The organism is Vibrio sp. 10N.222.49.C9 (assembly GCF_041474985.1).
Lineage (GTDB): Bacteria > Pseudomonadota > Gammaproteobacteria > Enterobacterales > Vibrionaceae > Vibrio > Vibrio crassostreae_C.
This window is the reverse complement of the sequence record NZ_JBFRVD010000313.1, coordinates 1-286: the sequence shown is the minus strand read 5'-3', so window position 1 is coordinate 286 and position 286 is coordinate 1. Positions and strand designations below refer to the sequence as shown.

The window sequence follows — 286 nt, the reverse complement described above, 5'->3', positions numbered from 1 at the left end:
CTTATACATCATCCCTGTTGCAAAAGGGAAACCTACTCCGGCTTCCCCTATTACCATCAGAGCAAGTTACAACTGAGAAAGTATTTTGTCGCTGCCACTTTCTATGAGATCAAGCACATGTTCAAACCCTTGTTCACCACCATAATAAGGATCGGGAATTTCATCAGTTTCTAGGTCTGCACCTTTAAGAAACAAAGCCAATTTGTATTGATACTCGCTAGGACAGATACCTTGAAGGTCTGCGAGGTTTTGTTTGTCCGCTGCCAGTATTTGGTCAAAGTAATAG

General features: G+C 42.0%; 1 pseudogene. It reads right to left on the bottom strand.

Annotated elements, in window-relative coordinates:
* Nucleotides 1-66 precede the first annotated feature (66 nt).
* Nucleotides 67-286, bottom strand: a pseudogene (locus AB4585_RS23290) (low molecular weight phosphotyrosine protein phosphatase); the annotation flags it as partial.